The organism is Cnuibacter sp. UC19_7, from assembly GCF_042699995.1.
Classification (GTDB): domain Bacteria; phylum Actinomycetota; class Actinomycetes; order Actinomycetales; family Microbacteriaceae; genus Cnuibacter.
This window is the reverse complement of record NZ_CP170560.1, coordinates 581,279-597,689: the sequence shown is the minus strand read 5'-3', so window position 1 is coordinate 597,689 and position 16,411 is coordinate 581,279. Positions and strand designations below refer to the sequence as shown.

General features: G+C 70.0%; 14 protein-coding genes and 2 tRNA genes. 9 read left to right on the top strand and 7 right to left on the bottom strand.

The window, feature by feature from the left end; all coding sequences use genetic code 11:
• Nucleotides 1-79 precede the first annotated feature (79 nt).
• The 5 genes from ACFJGV_RS02850 to ACFJGV_RS02830 all read left to right on the top strand — a co-directional run bounded on the left by ACFJGV_RS02850 (nucleotide 80) and on the right by ACFJGV_RS02830 (nucleotide 5,539).
• Nucleotides 80-153 (top strand) — tRNA-Ile (locus ACFJGV_RS02850).
• Nucleotides 154-438: 285 nt separating this feature from the next.
• Nucleotides 439-828, top strand: coding sequence for a hypothetical protein (locus ACFJGV_RS02845; RefSeq protein ID WP_378146687.1), 390 nt, complete (start codon nucleotides 439-441; stop codon nucleotides 826-828).
• Nucleotides 825-1,850, top strand: a complete 1,026-nt coding sequence (locus ACFJGV_RS02840; RefSeq protein WP_378146685.1) for an AAA family ATPase — start codon at nucleotides 825-827, stop codon at nucleotides 1,848-1,850. Before ACFJGV_RS02845 ends, ACFJGV_RS02840 begins: the two co-directional genes overlap by 4 nt.
• Before the next feature lie 3 nt (nucleotides 1,851-1,853).
• Complete coding sequence (locus ACFJGV_RS02835; protein ID WP_378146684.1) at nucleotides 1,854-3,143, top strand: DUF58 domain-containing protein; 1,290 nt, start codon at nucleotides 1,854-1,856, stop codon at nucleotides 3,141-3,143.
• Nucleotides 3,140-5,539, top strand: a complete 2,400-nt coding sequence (locus ACFJGV_RS02830) for a transglutaminaseTgpA domain-containing protein (RefSeq protein ID WP_378146683.1) — start codon at nucleotides 3,140-3,142, stop codon at nucleotides 5,537-5,539. Before ACFJGV_RS02835 ends, ACFJGV_RS02830 begins: the two co-directional genes overlap by 4 nt.
• Here ACFJGV_RS02830 and ACFJGV_RS02825 read toward each other — a convergent pair.
• Nucleotides 5,438-6,004 carry a PadR family transcriptional regulator gene (locus tag ACFJGV_RS02825; protein WP_378146681.1) on the bottom strand — a complete coding sequence of 189 codons (567 nt, stop codon included), beginning with the start codon at nucleotides 6,002-6,004 and terminating at the stop codon, nucleotides 5,438-5,440. The two genes, ACFJGV_RS02830 and ACFJGV_RS02825, sit on opposite strands and share 102 nt — an antisense overlap.
• A 150-nt stretch (nucleotides 6,005-6,154) precedes the next feature.
• On the opposite strand from ACFJGV_RS02825, the gene ACFJGV_RS02820 reads away from it, so the two are divergent.
• The gene (locus ACFJGV_RS02820; RefSeq protein ID WP_378146680.1) at nucleotides 6,155-6,658 is read left to right on the top strand and encodes a DUF3145 domain-containing protein; all 504 of its coding nucleotides are present in this window, start codon (nucleotides 6,155-6,157) and stop codon (nucleotides 6,656-6,658) included.
• 96 nt (nucleotides 6,659-6,754) lie between these two features.
• Here the strand turns inward: ACFJGV_RS02820 and ACFJGV_RS02815 are convergent, their stop codons facing one another.
• The 6 genes from ACFJGV_RS02815 to aceE all read right to left on the bottom strand — a co-directional run bounded on the left by ACFJGV_RS02815 (nucleotide 6,755) and on the right by aceE (nucleotide 14,487).
• The gene (locus tag ACFJGV_RS02815) at nucleotides 6,755-7,993 is read right to left on the bottom strand and encodes a beta-ketoacyl-[acyl-carrier-protein] synthase family protein (protein ID WP_378146679.1); all 1,239 of its coding nucleotides are present in this window, start codon (nucleotides 7,991-7,993) and stop codon (nucleotides 6,755-6,757) included.
• A 139-nt stretch (nucleotides 7,994-8,132) separates the two neighbouring features.
• Nucleotides 8,133-8,381: an acyl carrier protein gene (locus tag ACFJGV_RS02810; protein ID WP_378146677.1), complete on the bottom strand. Its 249-nt coding sequence runs from the start codon at nucleotides 8,379-8,381 to the stop codon at nucleotides 8,133-8,135.
• A 55-nt stretch (nucleotides 8,382-8,436) separates the two neighbouring features.
• Entirely contained in the window at nucleotides 8,437-9,435 is a 999-nt protein-coding gene (locus ACFJGV_RS02805) for a beta-ketoacyl-ACP synthase III (protein WP_378146675.1), read from the bottom strand.
• A gap of 49 nt (nucleotides 9,436-9,484) precedes the next feature.
• Nucleotides 9,485-10,405 carry an ACP S-malonyltransferase gene (locus ACFJGV_RS02800; protein ID WP_378146673.1) on the bottom strand — a complete coding sequence of 307 codons (921 nt, stop codon included), beginning with the start codon at nucleotides 10,403-10,405 and terminating at the stop codon, nucleotides 9,485-9,487.
• A 99-nt stretch (nucleotides 10,406-10,504) separates the two neighbouring features.
• Nucleotides 10,505-11,707: a PucR family transcriptional regulator gene (locus tag ACFJGV_RS02795; protein WP_378146672.1), complete on the bottom strand. Its 1,203-nt coding sequence runs from the start codon at nucleotides 11,705-11,707 to the stop codon at nucleotides 10,505-10,507.
• 53 nt (nucleotides 11,708-11,760) lie between these two features.
• Nucleotides 11,761-14,487 carry a pyruvate dehydrogenase (acetyl-transferring), homodimeric type gene (gene aceE, locus ACFJGV_RS02790; protein ID WP_378146671.1) on the bottom strand — a complete coding sequence of 909 codons (2,727 nt, stop codon included), beginning with the start codon at nucleotides 14,485-14,487 and terminating at the stop codon, nucleotides 11,761-11,763.
• Between the two features lie 229 nt (nucleotides 14,488-14,716).
• On the opposite strand from aceE, the gene ACFJGV_RS02785 reads away from it, so the two are divergent.
• From ACFJGV_RS02785 to ACFJGV_RS02775, 3 genes are all read left to right on the top strand, one after another.
• Nucleotides 14,717-15,190, top strand: coding sequence for a peroxiredoxin (locus ACFJGV_RS02785; RefSeq protein ID WP_378146669.1), 474 nt, complete (start codon nucleotides 14,717-14,719; stop codon nucleotides 15,188-15,190).
• Between the two features lie 179 nt (nucleotides 15,191-15,369).
• Nucleotides 15,370-15,442: transfer RNA gene (locus tag ACFJGV_RS02780), tRNA-Val, on the top strand.
• A 55-nt stretch (nucleotides 15,443-15,497) separates the two neighbouring features.
• Nucleotides 15,498-16,391 (top strand): hypothetical protein, encoded by an 894-nt coding sequence (locus tag ACFJGV_RS02775; protein ID WP_378146667.1) that lies wholly within the window; start codon nucleotides 15,498-15,500, stop codon nucleotides 16,389-16,391.
• The last annotated feature ends 20 nt before the right edge of the window (nucleotides 16,392-16,411 follow it).

Genomic DNA, 16,411 nt, shown 5'->3' with positions numbered 1-16,411 from the left:
CGCGCCCTCGCGCCCTCGCCGTCGGGCGAGCTGCGTCACGGTATCGTGTACCTCGGCCGTGCGACCCGTCGCCGGCCGAGGGGCGGTAGCTCAGCTGGTCAGAGCAGCGGACTCATAATCCGTCGGTCACGGGTTCAAGTCCCGTCCGCCCTACGGTTCGCGGTGTCCCCGATACGGGTTCGACTTCTCGAGGATTGGTATCACCGCCGAAGGCTCCGAGCGTGCATTCCAACATGCCCGCCTACACGCTCCTCTCGATGGATATGACGGTTGTGGCGACCTACAGGGTCGCGAAGCGGACAGGAGTGTCAGATCCGCGTCGCCCGCTCGAACGAGCACGAGCGGACGGAGCGCCCCCATGTGAAATGGGTGTGGACCGACACCGGCGTCCCCGGCGGGCACTAGCGTTATCGGAACGAGATGTTCCGAGGAGACTCCGTGCAGCGCCACTCCACCACGGGGGAGGGCAGCGGCTTCGACAGCAGGTTCGACGCCGCCTTCCAACCCGGCTACGACGACGAGGTCGACCTGAGCGTGTTCGATACGGTCGAGAGCGCTGAGCCGACCACCGCCGCGGCGGCTCGGCCGGTGCCCCTCGTCGATCGGTTCGTGGTCGCGATCTGGATCGTCGGCGTCGTGCTCGTGGTCGCACCGCTCGTCGCCATCGTCGTGATCGCCGATCAGCAGAGGGCCGCGACGCTCGACCAGAGCGGGTTCGTCGTCTACTCCATCGTCTCGTCGCTGACACCGTTCCTGCTCACGCTCGGCGTGGCCACGCTCGTCGGCAGCCTCTTCCTCCTCGCCCACAGATGGGAGCGACGTCGATGACCATCGACCACGACCAGAACACGGCCCATGGGCCCAGCGCGCGCCACAGCGAGCCGCTGCCGCTCGACGAGTTCGCCGATCGCACCGGCCGCATCATGGCCAACCTCGAGACCGTCATCGACGGCAAGCGCGAGGCGCTCACCCTCGCCCTGGTCGTCCTCATCGCCGAGGGCCACCTGCTGGTCGAGGACGTGCCGGGCGTCGGCAAGACCACCCTCGCCAAGGCGCTGGCGACGAGCGTCGGATGCACGGTGAGCCGCATCCAGTTCACCCCCGACCTGTTGCCCTCCGACGTCACCGGCGTCTCGATGTACAACCAGGCGGCTCACGAGTTCGAATTCAAGCCGGGCGCGGTCTTCGCGAACATCGTCGTGGCCGACGAGATCAACCGCGCCTCGCCGAAGACCCAGTCGTCCCTCCTCGAATGCATGGAGGAGGGGCAGGTCTCCGTCGACGGGGTGACCCACCAGCTCGAGGCGCCGTTCGTGGTGGTCGCGACGCAGAACCCGATCGAGATGGAGGGCACCTACGCTCTGCCCGAGGCGCAGCGCGACCGCTTCATGGTGCGCATCTCGATGGGCTACCCGGACGCGTCGGCCGAGCTGGCCATGCTCCACCAGCGCGAGAGCGCCAGCCCACTCGACGAGCTGCGGCCGGTGGTCGGCAAGCCCGAGCTGGCCGAGCTGATCGCGACGGCCCGGGCGGTCTACGTCAGCCGCGCGGTCGAGTCGTACGTGGTGTCGATCGTGCAGGCGACCAGGTCGCATCCGGAGTTCCGTCTCGGCGCGAGCCCCCGCGGCACGCTCCATCTGGTGCGCGCGGCGAAGGTGCTCGCCGCGCTGAAGGGTCGCGAGTTCGTCGTCCCCGACGACGTCGACGAGCTCGTCGTGCCCGTGCTCGCCCACCGCATCGTCCCGACGCGGCGCGCCGCAAGCGACCGCGGGGGAGCGACGCAGGCGATCGCCGACGCGCTCCGCTCGATCGTCTCCGCCACCCCCGTGCCCCTGGCCCGCACCCGCTGACGCATGACCCCTGCCGCCGATCGACGCCGGAGCCCCGGCCGCCTGCCGCGCCTCACAGTCAGGGGCTGGGCGATGCTCGCGGTGGCGGTGGCCGCCTTCGTCGCGACACGGTACTTCGCTCGTCAGGAGTTCGCCTACCTCGGCTGCTTCCTCCTCGCCGTCGTCGGCTTCGGCTATGCCTGGGCTGCGCTCCGCCGGGTGCAGCTCACGGTGCGGCGGAGGTTCGTACCCGAGTCGGTGCCGGCCGGCCAACCCGCCGATGCGGTGCTCCTGGTGCAGAACTGGGGCGGCCTGCGCACGCCCGCGGTGACCTGGGTCGATCCGGCGAGCGCTCCGATGCAGTCGAGCGACCCGAACGAGCTGCCTGGCCTCCCCGGCTTCTCCGCGCAGAGCGCGGGGGAGCCCGACGTCCATCGACTCCACTACCGTCCCGATACCGCGCGCCGCGGCGCTCACGCCGTCGGGCCGCTCGTGCTCACGCTCGTCGACCCCTTCGGCGTGGCACGACGCGCGATCGCGATCGGCGAGGCGGAGCAGTTCATCGTCACCCCCGCCGTGTACGACCTCGCACGGGCCGACCTGCGTCTGTCGACGGGCGACGGGTCGGAGCAGACCGCCCGGCGTCTGGTGGGAGCAGGCGAGCCCGACGTGATCGCACGGCGGTACCAGCCGGGCGACTCCGTGCGGAAGGTGCACTGGCCGGCGACCGCCCGGCACGGCGAGCTCATGGTGAAGCAAGACGACCAGCGCAACGACCAGGATGCGGTGGTCCTCCTCGACGCGTCGTCCTTCCCCGGCGATGACGACGCCTCGACCGCGTTCGAGTGGGCCGTGAGCGGTGCCGCATCCGTTGCACAGCACCTCACCGGCGAGGGCTTCGGCGTCCGTCTGGTCGGGTTCGGCGACCGCTCCGCCGACACGGTCTACGTCGATGTCCCGGGGTCGCACCGCATCGCCTACGACCTCGCCTTCGCCGCCCCCGCGGGCTCCGCCGATCCCGAGGCGTTCCGGCTCGCGGTCGAGGATGCGTCGCTGACCTCGCCTGACGCCCCTCCGGTCTTCGCGTTCGTCTCCGACCGCGTGGGAGCGGAGGAGGCTCTGCAGCCGCTGTCGGTGATGAGCTCGCATCCGGTCGCCTTCGTCGTCCAGACGCACGGTGCACGGCGGGCGGGGGGACCGAGCGAGGTGGGCGCTGCACTCCGGCGCGCGGGCTGGACCGTCGTCGACTGCGACCCCGAGGATGCCGTCCCCTCCGTCTGGCGGGCGCTCGGCGAGGCGAGGGGGCTGGCATGACCGCGCTCGGCACACGTCCCGACACCACCCGCCCCCCTGTGGTCGCTGCGCGGGTCGGCGGCTCGTCGGGCGGGCGCTCTCGCCGCTGGGCCGACCGACGTCGTGACCATGCCGGCGCGTGGCTGAGCACCCTGTTCGTCGCGGTGGGCGTCGGTGTCGCCCTCTTCGGGCTCTCGCCCCTCCTCCAGGGCATCGGCTGGTGGTTCTCGACGATGGCCATGGTCGTCCTCGTGCTCGCCGTCTCGGCGGTGCTCCGGGCCGTCGGGGCGTCCGAGCTCGCCGCCGTCGTGCTGTCTGCGGTGGTGTGGGCGGTCGTCGTGGTGGCGCTCTACGCCGCCTCAACCCTCTGGATCGTCTTCCCGACCCTCTCGACGCTGTCGGAGCTGTCCGCCGACCTCGCCGCGGCAAGGGAGTCGATCGCGGTGCAGGCGGTGCCGGCGGTGGCCGATGAGCCCATCACCCAGCTCCTCGTCATGTCGATCGGCCTCATCGCGATCGTGACGGATGCGCTCGCCACCGGCCTTCGGAAACCCGCCCTCAGCGGGGTGGGTCTCCTCGCGGTGCTGGCGATCGCCCCCTTCATCCGCGAGCCCTCGCCACAGGTCGGCATCTACCTCCTGGTCGGTCTGGCGTATCTGGGCATCATCTGGACCTCCTCGCGCATCGGCGGCACGGCAGTGCGGCGTCGTGAACCCCGCGCGGGCCGCAATCCTCTGCTCGCGGTCGTCATCGCGGGTGCGACCGTTCTCGCCACAGCGGTGCTGCCCGTGATCACCCCGGGCCTCACCGAGAGCTCGCTCGACAAGGATCAGGCAGGCAACCTCTTCCCGTCGGTGTACTCCGCGGGCATCGATCCCACCATCCAGCTGGGCCGCGACCTGCGCCGCAGCACTCCCGTGCTCTCGCTCACCTACTCCACGACGGGCGAGTCCGCCGAGTACCTGCGGATGGTGACGCTGGGCGACTTCACCGAGGGCGCGTGGCATCCCGAGGAGGGCGACGACCTGGTGCCGTACGCCGCCCAGCAGATCGGCACGCCCGCCGGTCTCGCCCCCGACGTGCCCACGCAGAGTGAGCGCACCGAGGTGTCGATCTCCGCCCTGCGGACCGACTGGCTGCCCATGCCGTTCCCCGCGACCCAGGTCGAGGGGCTTCCCACGGGCCAGTGGCAGCTGTCGTCCGGGCTCTCGACGCTCACGGCGTCCGAGTTCGACACCCGAGGGCTGACGTACGCGGTGTCGAGCGTCGACGTGCAGCCCACGCCGGAGCAGTTCGCGGCGGCGGGGAGCAGCGTGCCGGCCGACCTCGACCGCTATCTCCAGCTGCCCGACGTCCTGCCCGCCATCATCGGCGACACCGCCCGATCGGTGACAGCCTCCGCCGCCACCAACTACGACCGTGCGGTGGCCCTGCAGGAGTACTTCCGGTCGAGCCTGTTCACGTACTCGCTGTCGTCGCCGGTCGCGGGCGGCTACGACGGCGACAGCGCCGACATGATCGCCGCCTTCCTCGAAGCGAAGTCCGGATACTGCGTGCACTACGCCTCGGCGATGGCCGTCATGGCGAGGGTTCTCGGCATCCCGGCTCGCATCGCCATCGGATACGCGCCGAGCCAGACGGCGAACGGCACCCGCGACGGCGTGACGACGTACGACGTCTACACCGACCAGCTGCACTCCTGGCCCGAGCTCTTCTTCGAGGGCATCGGCTGGGTGCCGTTCGAGCCGACTCCGGGCCTCGACTTCACGCCGCCCGACTACAGCCTGCCCGACTACGCCACGTCGGGGACCGGCGACAGCGCCGCCGTAGACCGCGACCCGGCCACGCTGCCGCAGGCGACCCAGACAGCCCGGGGGCAGGATGACGTCGGCGGCGGCACCACCGCGGCGGCCGTCTCCGCCGCCGAGACCGCGCGGGGCTGGATCACCGCGGGGTTGATCACGCTGGCGGTCGTCGTGGTCGTGCTGACGCCGTTCGCCGTGCGGACCCTCATCCGGCGACGGCGCTTCACCGCCCTGCGTGGCAGCCCCCATCCCGCGACCATCGCGTGGATGGAGCTGGAGGACTCTCTCGACGACGAGAGGTTCAGCCGATCGCCCACCGAGACCGTGCAGTCCCTCGCGGAGCGACTGATCGCCGATCGCCGGGTGCCCGCGGACCGTGTCCGACGACTGGCGGCCTCCGTCGAACGGGAGCAGTTCGCCGCACCGGGGCGGATCGACGCCGACTCGCGGACTGTCATCGCCTCCGACCTGGAGGCCGTGTTGAAGAGCCTCGCCGACGACGCGACCGCGTCAGAGCGCGCGCTCGCCCGCCTGGTGCCTCTGTCGCTGTGGCGCCGGGCCCGGTCGTCGACCACGGCGCGGGCGGAGGTCGCTGAGCGGTCGCGCCAGTGACGCGGCCTCGATCCGTGCCACCTCGAGCCAGTCGAGCGCCGCGGATGCGAGTCGCGACCGGGCGTGATCGGCGAGATCGGTCACGTCGCGATCAGCGGCGCCGCGCCAGACGGCGACGGCGCGATCGATCGCGGCGGATGTGTCCTGCGACGGGAGGCTGGCGACCAGGAGCACCATGAAGACGGTGTCGCTCCAGCCTGACGCCGCGTCGGGATCGAGGGAGTCGAGCCACCGCGAGAACTCCTCCCGGCCGGCCGCGGTGATCCGATAGCGGGGGAGCCCGTCGTCGGTGGGATCCGCGGGCACGACCGAGCCTGAGGTCACCAGCCGGTCGAGCGTGGAGTAGATCTGGCCGACGTTGATCCGGCCGACCCGAGAGGTGCGCTCCTCGAGCTCGCCGTGGATCTGCAGCCCGTAGGCGTCCTGCTCGAGGAGGACGCCGAGGATGCCCGCACGGATCGACATCTACTCAGTATAGGTTTGACGAGGCTGAGAGCTGACTTACACGCTTGTGATTCGCATCCGCGGTCGGCATAATGGCAGCACAACCGCACATCGGTCATCGCTCCGTCTGCAGGTCGTTGGGGAAGACGCACCTGAGGAATGGAGAACGAGATGGCGTCCACCGTCACGCGCGGAGTGATCTACGTCCACTCCGCGCCACGCGCGCTGTGCCCCCACGTCGAGTGGGCGGCAGGGCGCGCCATCGGCCGTGCTGTGAACTTCTCCTGGAGTGAGCAGCCGGCGCTTCGCGGTGCCCAGCGGGCGGAGTTCTTCTGGGAGGGTGAGCCCGGCACCGGAGCGGCCCTTGCGTCCGCCCTGCGCGGGTGGGAGCACCTCCGCTACGAGGTGACCGAGGAGGCCTCGAGCGGCACCGACGGGGGCCGGTGGATGCACACTCCCGATCTCGGCATCTACTACGCCCAGGTCGACAGCGCGGGCAACACCGTCGTGACGGAGGACCGCATCCGAGGCGCCATGGAGATCGCGGGAACCAACGCCCTCGAGCTGCACCGCGAGCTCCGACTGGCCCTCGGTCAGGCGTGGGACGAGGAGCTCGAGCCTTTCCGCTATGCCAGCGACATGTCGCCCGTCGTCTGGCTGCACCGCGTGGGCTGACCGCCTCAGAGCCTCAGACGACAGCGCCCCCGCCCGGAACGGATCCGGCAGGGGCGCTGTCGAGCGTGTCGGGGCTGTCGTCCCGTCATGGTCCGATCAGGCGGAGCGGAACGCGATCACGGCGTTGTGGCCGCCGAAGCCGAAGGAGTTGCTGATCGCGACGAGGTCGCCCTCGGGCAGCGTGCGAGGCTCGCGGACCACGTCGAGCGGGATCTCTGGGTCCTGCTCCGTGAGGTTGATCGTCGGGGGAGCGGTGCGCTCCTGCAGGGCCTTCACCGTGAAGATGGCCTCGATGGCGCCGGCGCCGCCGAGGAGGTGACCGGTCGAGGCCTTCGTGGCCGACACGGGGATCGAGCCCAGACGCTCGCCGAAGACGTGGCGAAGCGCCTTGTACTCGGCGATGTCGCCGACGGGAGTGCTCGTGGCGTGCGCGTTGATGTGCGCGACGTCGTCGAGCGCGAGGCCCGACGACTCGACGGCGGCGATCATGGCGCGCGCGGCGGCCGAACCCTCGGGGTCGGGTGCGGTGATGTGGAAGGCGTCGCTCGTCACGGCGCCGCCGAGCAGCTCGGCGTAGATCTTCGCGCCGCGGGCGAGCGCGTGCTCCTCGGTCTCGAGCACGAGAGCTGCGGCACCCTCACCGAGCACGAACCCGTCGCGGTTGACGTCGTACGGCCGCGAGGCGGTGGCGGGGGAGTCGTTCTGCTTCGACAGCGCCTGCATCGAGGCGAAGGAGGCGAGCGGAAGCGGGTGGATGGCCGCCTCGGCGCCACCGGCGATGATGATGTCGGCGTAGCCGGCCTGCAGGTGCTCGTAGGCGTTCACGATCGACTCGGTGCTGGACGCACAGGCGGACACGACGGTCCGCGCGCCGGCGCGGGCACCCAGGGTCATCTCGATGGCGGCCGCACCCGCGTTGGGCATGAGCATCGGCACGGTCATCGGCAGCACGCGCCGGGGCCCGCGCTCGCGCAGGGTGTCCCACGCGTCGATCAGCGTCCAGACGCCGCCGATGCCGGTAGCCCAGTCGACGCCGAAGCGCTCGGGGACGACGTCGGGCGAACCTGCATCCGCCCACGCCTCACGGGCGGCGATGACGGCGAACTGCGTGGCCGGATCGAGGCGCTTCGACTCCACGCGCTCCAGCACCTCGGTGGGCTGCACACGGGCCTGCGCCGCGAACGTGACGGGGAGCTCGAGCCTGGCGACCCACTCCTGCTCGAGGGGCGTCGCCCCCGACTCTCCCTTGAGCAGGTTCTGCCAGCTCTCCTCGGCGGTGCCGCCGAGCGGAGACGTGGCTCCGATGCCGGTGACGACGATCTTCTTGGTGCCCATGCGTGGTACAGCTTCCTCTGGGTGGTCAGTCCGAGTGCGCCGCTGCGGCGCGGATGTTCGAGCGGATGCTCAGGGGATCACGACGGCTCGGCCGGCAGGTGCCCGAAGGCGAGGCCTGCCGGCCCGGAGTCGTGGTGTGTCAGGCCTGGGCCGAGACGATGAAGCTCACGGCGTCGCCGACGGTCTTGAGGTTCTTGACCTCTTCGTCGGGGATCTTGACGTCGAACTTCTCTTCGGCGTTGACGACGATCGTCATCATCGAGATCGAGTCGATGTCGAGGTCGTCGGTGAACGACTTGTCCAGCTCCACCGTGTCGGTCGCGATGCCGGTCTCGTCGTTGATGAGCTCGGCCAGGCCGGCCAGCACTTCTTCGTTGGACAATGCCATTGTTTTCTCCTTGGGGGTGTCGATGACCGCTGACAAGTCTAGCCAGCGCGGAACATCAGGGCAGGACGACGACCTGCGCGCCGAACACGAGTCCGGCGCCGAAGCCGATCTGCAGCGCCAGACCGCCCGACAGCTCGGGGTGCTCCTCGAGCAGACGGTGGGTGGCGAGCGGGATGGACGCCGCCGACGTGTTGCCGGTGGTCTCGATGTCGCGGGCGACGATGGTGTTCTCGCCGATGCCGAGCTGCTTCGCGAACTCGTCGATAATGCGCATGTTCGCCTGGTGGGGGATGAACGCGGCGAGGTCGGCCGCCGTGACTCCTGCGGCGTCGAGCGCCTGCTGCGCGACCTTCGCCATCTCCCAGACCGCCCAGCGGAAGACCGCCTGGCCGTTCTGACGGAGGGTCGGCCACTCGGTCTCACCGTCGCGGAAGCCGACGGTGGTGCCGGTCATGTGGATCTCGTCGTACTTGTCGGCGTCGGAGCCCCAGATGGAGGCGCCGATACCGGGAGTCTCGCTCGGACCCACGATCGCGGCGCCCGCCCCGTCGCCGAGGAGGAACGAGATCGAGCGGTCGGTGGGGTCGACGAACTCCGACAGCTTCTCGGCGCCGACGACGAGGACGTACTCGGCAAGACCCGCGCGGATGAGCGCATCCGCCTGGGCGATGCCGTAGGCGTAGCCGGCGCAGGCCGCGCTGATGTCGTACGCGGCGGCCTTCGGCGCGCCGATCCGCTTCGCGAGCTGCGTGGCCAGCGACGGGGTGATCACCGGGTTGCTGATCGTGGAGACCAGCACCGCGCCGACCCGATCCGGGGTGATCCCGGCACGCTCGATCGCCTCCTTCGACGCGGCCTCGGCGAGGTCGGCGGCGAAGACGTCGTGCGAGGCGCGCTTGCGCTCGATGATCCCGGTGCGCTGGCGGATCCACTCGTCGGAGGAGTCGATCGGGCCGACCAGGTCGTCGTTGGGCACGGTGAGATCGCCGCGCGAGGCACCGATCGAGAGGATGCGGGTGAACTCCGGTCCGCGGGTGGTCTTCAGGGTCGTCATGATGCTGCTTTCGTCGTCTCTCGTCGCCGGATCGGTCGCGCTGCCGCGATCAGGCGTCCTGGTCGATCAGCTCGAACGCGGCCGCGAGGTCGTCGGGCGTCTTCACCGCGACCGCGGGGATGCCCTTGAGGCCGCGCTTGGCGAGCCCGGTGAGGGCCCCGGCGGGAGCCACTTCGATGAGGCCCGTGACACCGGCGGCGGCGAACGACTCCATGCACAGATCCCATCGCACAGGGGAGGAGACCTGACCGACCAGCAGGTCGACGAAGTCGGATCCGCTCGTGACGACCGAGCCGTCGCGGTTGGTCCAGATGGTGGTGTCGGGGTCGCTCGGGGTGAGGCCAGCGGCGACGCCGGCCAAGGTCTCGACGGCGGGGGCCATGTACTGCGTGTGGAACGCACCGGCGACCTGGAGCGGGATGACCCGGACTCCGCGCGGTGCGCGCTCGCCGAGCGCCGCCAGCGCGTCGGGCGCTCCGGCCACGACGATCTGACCGCCGCCGTTGTAGTTGGCGGGCGACACGCCGACCTCGGAGAAGAGCGCGAGCAGTTCGTCGCTGTCGCCGCCCACGACCGCGCTCATCCCCGTCGGGGTGAGCGCCGCGGCGTCGGCCATCGCGCGGCCACGTGCCCCGACGAAGCGCATCGCGTCTCCGGCCTCGAGGATGCCGGCGGCGTACGCGGCGGTGATCTCGCCCACCGAGTGGCCGGCCACGCCGCCGATCCGCCGGTCGCGTCCGTCGGCGAGGAGGGCGTCGAGCGTGAGGATGCCCGCCGCGACGATGAGCGGCTGAGCCACCGCGGTGTCGCGGATGGTGTCGGCGTCGCTCACCGTGCCGTGAGCCGCGAGGTCGGGCCCGGCCGCCTCGGAGAGCTCGGCGAGACGGTCGGCGCGAGCGGGGTCGGTGAGCCACGGCTCGAGGAACCCGGGGGTCTGTGAGCCCTGACCAGGGCAGACGACGACGATCACTGCTTCATCCTCCCAAGAGATGTTGCGGACGGGATGTCGGACACGGATAGAAGAATCGCGGATGCTTTGTGGTGCATCCACCTTAGGGGGTCGGCGCCGTCAGCGACGGGGTGCCCCGTCGTGGTCGTGCATCGACCCGAGGATCAGCGCCGACTGGAGGATGAGCGCCTCGCGGGCGCCCGTGGCATCCCAGCCGATCACCTGCGTGACGCGCTTGAGGCGATAGCGCACGGTGTTGGGGTGCACGAACAGCTCGCGCGCGGTCGCCTCGAGCGAGCGGCCGTTGTCGAGATAGCACCAGAGGGTCGCCATGAGCTCGGGCGACTGGTCCTGAAGCGGACGGTAGACCCGGTTCACGAGGGTGGACCGCGCCAGCGGATCGCCGGCCAGTGCCCGCTCGGGGAGCAGGTCGTCGGCGAGCATGGGCCGCGGGGCGTTCCGCCAGGCGCGCGCCACCGCGAAGCCCGCGAGGGCCGCCTTCGCGCTCCGCGAGGCGTCGACGAGGCTCGAGACCTCGTGGCCGAGCACCAGGTGGCCCGGTCCGAAGCCGGGCTCGAGTCGTGCGGCGATCTCGAGGAAGGTGAGGTGGGAGCTGCCCGACGGCGACTCGGTCTCCTCGGCCTCGAGCTCCGCGGCCGGCTGCGAGCGCCCGATGACGAGCACGAGCCGCTTGCCCTGCACACCGATGAGAACGTCGGCGTCGAGGTGGCGCGCGGTGCGACGCAGCTGGTCGACGTCGAGGATGCGCGGGGTCGTGCCGACCAGGACGCTCACCTCGCCGTGACCGTGCCACCCGAGAGCCGCGATGCGGCTGGGCAGCTCGTCGTCGTACTCGCCCGAGAGGATCGAGTCGACCACGAGCGCCTCGAGCCGCGCATCCCAGAGGCCACGTGCCTCGGCGGCCCGGGCGTAGACGTCGGCCGCGGCGAAGGCGATCTCGCGGGAATAGAGCAGCATCGCCTCGCGGAGCGAGGGATCGCTCACCGTGACGCGGTCCTCCACCACCTCGACGACCACGCGGATCAGCTGCAGCGTCTGCTGCAGGCTGACCGAGCGGAGGAGCTCACGCGGGGCGGAGCCGAAGACGTCGGCCGCGATCCACGTCGTCGTCGTGGGGTCGTCGTACCACTGGATGAACGACTTGATCCCGGCCTGAGCCACCAGGCCCACGGCGGACCGCCGCCCCGGCGGCATGTCGCCGTACCAGGGGAGGGTCGCGTCCAGACGCTTGATCGTCGCCGTCGACAGCTCACCCTGGATCGTGCGGAGCCAGGCCAGGGTCTGCTCCTTGGTCCTAGCCACGCACGCTCCGGGATGAGGTCGTCATCGTCGTGATCCGCTCCTCGTCGATCGGCTCAGCTCTCGCCGCCGGCCGAGCCCGACGTGCCGGCGTTGACGTTGTGGAGGTCGTACCGCTGGATCGCCCACGAGGGAGCGTTCGCGTCGACCTCGCCGCGCGCCGCGAGCTGCTCGAGCACACGCACCACGATCGAGGGTCCGTCGATCTTGAAGAAGCGACGGGCCGCGGGACGTGTGTCGGAGAACCCGAAGTCGTCGGCGCCGAGCGTGGCGTAGTCGCCGGGCACGAACTGACGGATCTGGTCCGGCACGGCGTGCATGAAGTCGCTCACGCCGAGGAACGGACCGGCCGAGCCCGACAGCTTGTCGGTGAGGTACGCGGTGCGCTTGTCTTCGTCGGGGTGCAGGAAGTTGTGCTCCTCGGCGCGGAGACCGTCGCGACGCAGCTCGGTCCACGAGGTGACGCTCCACACGTCGGCGGAGACGCCCCAGTCGTTGGCCAGCAGCTCCTGGGCCTCGAGAGCCCACGGCACACCCACGCCCGATGCGAGGATCTGCGCCTTCGGCCCCTCGACCGCGCCGGCCTTGAGGCGGTGGATGCCACGGAGGATGCCGTCGACGTCGACCCCCTCCGGCTCGACCGGCTGCACGAGCGGCTCGTTGTACACCGTGAGGTAGTACATGACGTTCGGGTCGTCGTGCTGGCCGCCGTACATCCGCTCGAGACCGGCGCGCACGATGTGGTTGATCTCATACCCGTAGGCGGGGTCGTACGACACCACGGCGGGGTTGGTCGAGGCCAGGAGGATGGAGTGCCCGTCGGCGTGCTGGAGGCCCTCACCGGTCAGGGTGGTGCGGCCCGCGGTGGCGCCGATGATGAAGCCGCGCGCCATCTGGTCGCCCGCCGCCCAGATCGCGTCGCCGGTGCGCTGGAACCCGAACATCGAGTAGAAGACGTAGATCGGGATGAGCGGCTCGCCCTGGGTGGCGTACGACGTGCCCACGGCGGTGAACGCGGCGGCCGCGCCGGCCTCGTTGATGCCGACGTGGATGATCTGGCCCTGAGGGCTCTCCTTGTAGGCAAGGAGGAGCTCGCGGTCGACCGAGGTGTAGGTCTGACCCTTCGGGTTGTAGATCTTGTTGCTCGGGAAGAACGCGTCCATGCCGAACGTGCGCGCCTCGTCCGGGATGATCGGCACGATGCGGTTGCCGAAGTCCTTCGCCCGCGTGAGGTCCTTGAGCAGACGGACGAACGCCATCGTCGTGGCGATCTCCTGGTGCCCGGAGCCCTTCTTCAGCGTCTGGTACGCCGAATCGTCGGGCAGCGAGATCGCCGTGTGGTTCGAGCGCCGCTCCGGGAGGAAGCCGCCGAGCTGGCGGCGGCGCTCGTGCAGGTACTGGATCGCCGGGTCGTCGTCGCCCGGGTGGTAGTACGGCGGGAGGTAGGGGTTCTCCTCGAGCTGGGCGTCGGAGATGGGGATGCGCCAGCTGTCGCGGAACGTCTTGAGGTTGTCGAGCGTCATCTTCTTCATCTGGTGGGTCGCGTTGCGACCCTCGAACGCCGGACCCAGGCCGTAGCCCTTGATGGTGTGGGCGAGGATGACGGTGGGCTGGCCCTTGTGCTCGGTGGCGGCCTTGAACGCGGCGTACACCTTGCGGTAGTCGTGACCGCCTCGGCGGAGGCTCCAGATCTGGTCGTCGGAGAAGTCCTCGACGAGCTTCAGTGCGCGGGCGTCGCGGCCGAAGAAGTTCTCGCGCACGTAGGCGCCCGACTCGGCCTTGTACGTCTGGAAGTCGCCGTCCGGCGTCGTGTTCATGAGGTTGAGCAGCGCGCCGTCGGTGTCGCGGGCGAGCAGATCGTCCCACTCGCGGCCCCAGATCACCTTGATGACGTTCCAGCCGGCGCCGCGGAAGAAGCTCTCGAGCTCCTGGATGATCTTGCCGTTGCCGCGGACCGGGCCGTCGAGGCGCTGGAGGTTGCAGTTGACGACGAAGGTGAGGTTGTCGAGGCCCTCGTTCGCGGCCACCTGGAGCTGACCTCGCGACTCGACCTCGTCCATCTCGCCATCGCCCAGGAACGCCCAGACGTGCTGGTCGGACGCATCCTTGATGCCACGGTTCGTGAGGTACTTGTTGAGCTGGGCCTGGTAGACCGCGTTGATGGGTCCGAGACCCATCGACACGGTGGGGAACTGCCAGAAGTCGGGCATGAGCCGCGGGTGCGGGTACGACGAGAGGCCGTTCGGCGCGTGCGACTTCTCCTGCCGGAAGCCGTCGAGCTGGTCGGCGCTGAGGCGACCCTCGAGGAAGGCGCGGGCGTACATGCCGGGGGAGGCATGCCCCTGGAAGAAGACCTGGTCGCCGCCGCCCGCGTGGTCGGGCCCGCGGAAGAAGTGGTTGAAGCCGACCTCGTAGAGCGCCGCGCTCGAGGCGTAGGTCGAGATGTGGCCGCCGACGGCGATGCCGGGGCGCTGGGCCCGGTGCACGAGCATGGCGGCGTTCCAGCGCAGCCACGCGCGGTAGCGGCGCTCGACGTCCTCGTCGCCGGGGAACTCGGGCTCGTTCTCGGGGGCGATGGTGTTGATGTAGTCCGTGGTGGGGACCATCGGGACGTTCAGGTGGAGCTCTTTCGAGCGCTTGAGCAGGCTGAGCATGATCTCGCGAGCCCGACCGTGCCCCTGCGCCTCGACCAGCGCGTCGAGCGACTGCGCCCACTCTGCTGTCTCTTCAGGATCGGAGTCGATGTGTCCCGCCGAATACGGGTCCTGGTCGTTGACAGTCACCGTCGACCTCTCTTCTGTTGTGTACAGACGGATTCGTGTGAGCGCCCTCACGGGTCTCGTGCGGAACGCCACAGGCCAGCCTAGTGACTTTCCATGACACTGCTCTCCGAGGGGAGGGCGCAGGGAATGCCGGGACCCGCGAACGGGTTTAGGATGGGGTGGTTTTTGAGTCGGCGCATCTCGCCGGCACGGAGCCGACGACACGCGTCGGCATCGGAAAGGTCGCCTGATGGCATTGGAGAACGACACGCTCGCTCCGGACTTCGACCTCGCCAACCAGTACGGCGAGCGGGTTCGGCTGAGCCAGTTCCAGGGCAAGAGGCCCGTCACCCTCGTCTTCTTCCCGCTGGCGTTCTCGGGCGTCTGCACGAGTGAGCTGTGCGCGCTGGAGGAGAACCTCAACCTCTTCAAGGAGTCGGGCGTCGAGCTCATCGGCATCTCCGTCGACTCCAAGGCCACCCTCCGGGCGTGGGCTGAGAAGGAGCGGTACGACTTCACCCTGCTGGCCGACTTCTGGCCGCACGGCGACGTCGCCAAGGACTACGGCGTGTTCCTGGAGGAGAAGGGCTTCGCGAACCGCGCGACCTTCGTCATCGACACGAACCGCATCATCCGCGCCTCCTTCATCACCGCCCCCGGCGAGGCCCGCTCCATCGAGGCCTACCGCGCCGCCCTCGACGAGGTCCTCCCCGCCCGCGTCTGACGCCGCGTCGGGTCGCCGGGTCGGGTCGGGCGTCTGCGCGGCACAGGGCGCGTCCGTTTTCAGGACCTCCGGCCGTTCTCAGGACGATCCGTCCTGAAAAGCACCGATCCACCCCGCCCATCCTGAATACGGGCGCGTATCGGGGGCGATGCGCGCAGGCCGCTAGAGTGGAGCGGCAGGGGCCTTTAGCTCAGTTGGTAGAGCGCCACGTTTACACCGTGGATGTCATCGGTTCGAGCCCGGTAGGGCCCACCCCTCGTGCGGCACTCAGCCGCGGGTGTCGGAGCCCCGGGCTACCGTCCCCCGTATGAGAATCCCACCTCCGTCCGCCGCCGCTATTGACCAGCGCACACACCACACCGTCCTGATTAAAGTGTTGGCGGCATTCGTCGTCGCCGGCACGTGGCTCCTGATGGCCGGTGCTCCGAGACCGTGGGCGCTCTCGAGCGTGACTTCGACGTTCGACGCGGTCCGAGCGACCTGCGCCGTGATGCTGGTGATCGTCGCCGCAATCCCACACGGTCGATCACGGTCGAGTCTTGCCAGCTACTCCGCGCGACTCGGTCTCCTCATCTTGAGCAGCGTTGCGCTGGGTGCTTCCGCGGCGCTCGGGTCCGGCAGCGAGGCCGGAGCACTGGCGTGGGCCGGTGCGCTCGTCCTCATGGTCCGGGCTCCTCTCGAGCGAGCGGATGCGGAGCGGGCCAGGCAGATGGTGGTGAGACGGTCCGAGCGCCTCGCGAGGTTGACGAGACCATCCGCGCGGAACGCAGGGTGGGTCGGTGTGATGACCGGCGGTGCCGCGGTGCTCGGCGCGGTCCTGATCATGGCCGTGGCCGGAGCGTACCCGCGCGCTGCGATGGTCGGGCTTCCGCTGGTCGTGACCTTCGCCGCGGCTCTGTGCATGATGGGGCAGTCTCGTGCGGTCGTTCACGCCTCGACGAGTCGCACTGTGCGCATGGCGATGACGATAGGGGTCACCTCGACATATCTCACCGTGGTCGCGTCGGCCGTGCAACTGACCCTCGTCGGCGACTTCGCGCCTGTAGGCGCCGCTCTGATCGTCGTCGCGTCTGTCATCGCCGGCTCGACGTATGCGCCCGCGTGGATCCCATCGGCCCTCAGGGAGCTGACGATCGCCGGTGTCGCGGTTCGACAGGCCCGGGACTCCCTTGTGGCGGGTGGGGTGAGGCGAGTCGCCTGACCCTGAGTGGTCGGGCGAGC

Coding starts and splice junctions, on each gene's coding strand:
- ACFJGV_RS02835 (WP_378146684.1), top strand. CDS start 1,854: ATGACCCCTGCCGCCGATCGACGCCGGAGCCCCGGCCGCCTGCCGCGC.
- ACFJGV_RS02785 (WP_378146669.1), top strand. CDS start 14,717: ATGGCATTGGAGAACGACACGCTCGCTCCGGACTTCGACCTCGCCAAC.
- ACFJGV_RS02825 (WP_378146681.1), bottom strand. CDS start 6,004: ATGTCGATCCGTGCGGGCATCCTCGGCGTCCTCCTCGAGCAGGACGCC.
- ACFJGV_RS02775 (WP_378146667.1), top strand. CDS start 15,498: ATGAGAATCCCACCTCCGTCCGCCGCCGCTATTGACCAGCGCACACAC.
- ACFJGV_RS02820 (WP_378146680.1), top strand. CDS start 6,155: ATGGCGTCCACCGTCACGCGCGGAGTGATCTACGTCCACTCCGCGCCA.
- ACFJGV_RS02805 (WP_378146675.1), bottom strand. CDS start 9,435: ATGACGACCCTGAAGACCACCCGCGGACCGGAGTTCACCCGCATCCTC.
- ACFJGV_RS02840 (WP_378146685.1), top strand. CDS start 825: ATGACCATCGACCACGACCAGAACACGGCCCATGGGCCCAGCGCGCGC.
- ACFJGV_RS02810 (WP_378146677.1), bottom strand. CDS start 8,381: ATGGCATTGTCCAACGAAGAAGTGCTGGCCGGCCTGGCCGAGCTCATC.
- ACFJGV_RS02815 (WP_378146679.1), bottom strand. CDS start 7,993: ATGGGCACCAAGAAGATCGTCGTCACCGGCATCGGAGCCACGTCTCCG.
- ACFJGV_RS02830 (WP_378146683.1), top strand. CDS start 3,140: ATGACCGCGCTCGGCACACGTCCCGACACCACCCGCCCCCCTGTGGTC.